Source organism: Agromyces binzhouensis, assembly GCF_004135055.1.
In the GTDB taxonomy this organism is placed as follows: Bacteria; Actinomycetota; Actinomycetes; order Actinomycetales; family Microbacteriaceae; genus Agromyces; species Agromyces binzhouensis.
Window position 1 is genome coordinate 1 of record NZ_SDPL01000502.1, and the last position, 1916, is coordinate 1916.

At 70.8% G+C, this 1916-nt stretch carries 2 protein-coding genes; one reads left to right on the forward strand and one right to left on the reverse strand.

Going from position 1 to position 1916, the window contains the following annotated elements; all coding sequences use genetic code 11:
- Nucleotides 1–8: 8 nt before the first annotated feature.
- Nucleotides 9–491, reverse strand: a complete 483-nt coding sequence (locus ESO86_RS16120) for an ATP-dependent zinc protease family protein (RefSeq protein ID WP_207207189.1) — start codon at nt 489–491, stop codon at nt 9–11.
- Between the two features lie 26 nt (nt 492–517).
- Between ESO86_RS16120 and rimK the strand changes: the two genes are divergently transcribed.
- Nucleotides 518–1726, forward strand: a complete 1209-nt coding sequence (gene rimK / locus ESO86_RS16125) for a 30S ribosomal protein S6--L-glutamate ligase (RefSeq protein WP_129235859.1) — start codon at nt 518–520, stop codon at nt 1724–1726.
- Nucleotides 1727–1916: the final 190 nt, after the last annotated feature.

Consider the following 1916-nt stretch of genomic DNA (forward strand, 5'->3'; position numbering starts at 1 on the left):
TGGCGGCGTCAGGCGCGGCCGCGGTTGCGACGGCGGATGTCGCGCGGCGCGCGCCCGCCCACGAACGAGCGGCCGGCGTCGACGAGGAAGCCGTTCCGCAGCGCCTCGCGCCCGATGAGCATGCGGAAGCCCATCTCGTCGCGGTTCGTGAGCGTCACCTCGGCCGTGACCGGACGGCCGTGCAGCACGACCTCCATGAGCACCACGAGCCGTTCCTGCGTGTGCCCCGTCGAACTGCGGATGACCCGCCGATCGTGGACGGGGAGCTCGATCGTCGCGGCGTCCGCGTCGGTGTCCTGCCAGGGGTGGATGCCGAAGCGCACCCAGTCCGCGCCGTCGCGCTCGAACTCCTCGACGTCGAAGGCGTGGAGCGCCGACGAGCGCGCGCCCGTGTCGAGCTTGGCCTTCAGCCACGCGACGTCGGCCTGCGGGAGGCGCACCCATTCGCGCCATCCGGCGATGGTGTTTGAATGGTTCGGCACATCCGTCACCCGATCATCTTCGCAGGGACTCCCGAATGAAACTCGCGATCCTGTCGCGCGCGCCGCAGGCGTACTCGACCCAGCGTCTCCGTGCTGCAGCGCAGCAGCGCGGACACCAGGTCAAGGTCCTCAACACGCTCCGCTTCGGCATCGACCTCTCCGGCGCCGAACCCGATCTCCAGTACCGCGGCCGGCCGCTGTCGGACTACGACGCGATCCTGCCGCGCATCGGCAACTCGATCACGTACTTCGGCACCGCCGTCGTCCGCCAGTTCGAGCAGATGGACGTCTACACGCCGAACACCGCGAACGGCATCACGAACGCGCGCGACAAGCTCCGCGCGAACCAGATCCTGTCGCGTCACAACATCGCGCTGCCCGCGACGACGTTCGTGCGCAACCGCGCCGACCTGCGACCGGCCATCGAGTCGGTCGGCGGGGCGCCGGTCGTCATCAAGCTGCTCGAGGGAACGCAGGGCATCGGCGTCATCCTCGCGCCGACGATCAAGGTCGCCGAGGCGATCATCGAGACGCTGCACTCGACCCAGCAGAACGTGCTGATCCAGAAGTTCATCGCCGAGAGCCGCGGGCGGGACATCCGCGCCCTCGTCGTGGGCGACCGCGTCGTCGCGGCGATGCGACGCGTCGCGAGCGGCGACGAGTTCCGCTCGAACGTGCACCGCGGCGGCAGCGTCGAACCGGTCGAGCTCACGCCCGAGTACGAGCAGGCCGCGGTGCGCTCCGCGCAGATCATGGGCCTGAAGGTCGCGGGCGTCGACATGCTCGAGGGCAACGAGGGGCCGCTCGTCATGGAGGTGAACTCGTCGCCCGGGCTGCAGGGCATCGAGACGGCGACGAAGCTGGATGTCGCGGGCGCCATCATCGACTACATCGGCAACCAGGTCGCGTTCCCCGAGATCGACGTGCGGCAGCGGCTCACGGTGTCGACGGGGTACGGCGTGGCCGAGCTCCTCGTGCACGGCGACGCCGACCTCATCGGCAAGTCCCTCGGCGAATCGGGCCTCTGGGAGCGCGACATCACGGTGCTCACCCTGCACCGCGGCACCACCGTGATCCCGAACCCGCGCAAGGGCGTCGTGCTGGAGGCGGAGGACCGCCTGCTCTGCTTCGGCAAGCTCGAGGAGATGCGCTCGATGATCCCCGAGCGCCGACGTCGTCGGCAGAAGGTGCGGCGGCTGCCGAAGGAGCCGATCCCGGCGCCGCAGGAGGCCGCGGCGAGCTGACGCCCACACATGTGCGGACGATCCCTGCGGTGGAGTGCCGGCTGGATGCGCCCGCCACCGCGGGAATCGTCCGCGAGCGCGATCGCCCGGGGTCAGCGGCGGGCGCGCAGCGCGCGTGCGACGGCGGCCTCGGCGGCATCCGTCGTCACGCCCAGGCGCTCGACCGTGGCGGCGAAGTCGGATGCCGCGG

What these genes read in the sequence shown, in the direction of transcription:
- rimK (WP_129235859.1), top strand. Translation starts at nt 518, where the DNA reads ATGAAACTCGCGATCCTGTCGCGCGCGCCGCAGGCGTACTCGACCCAG.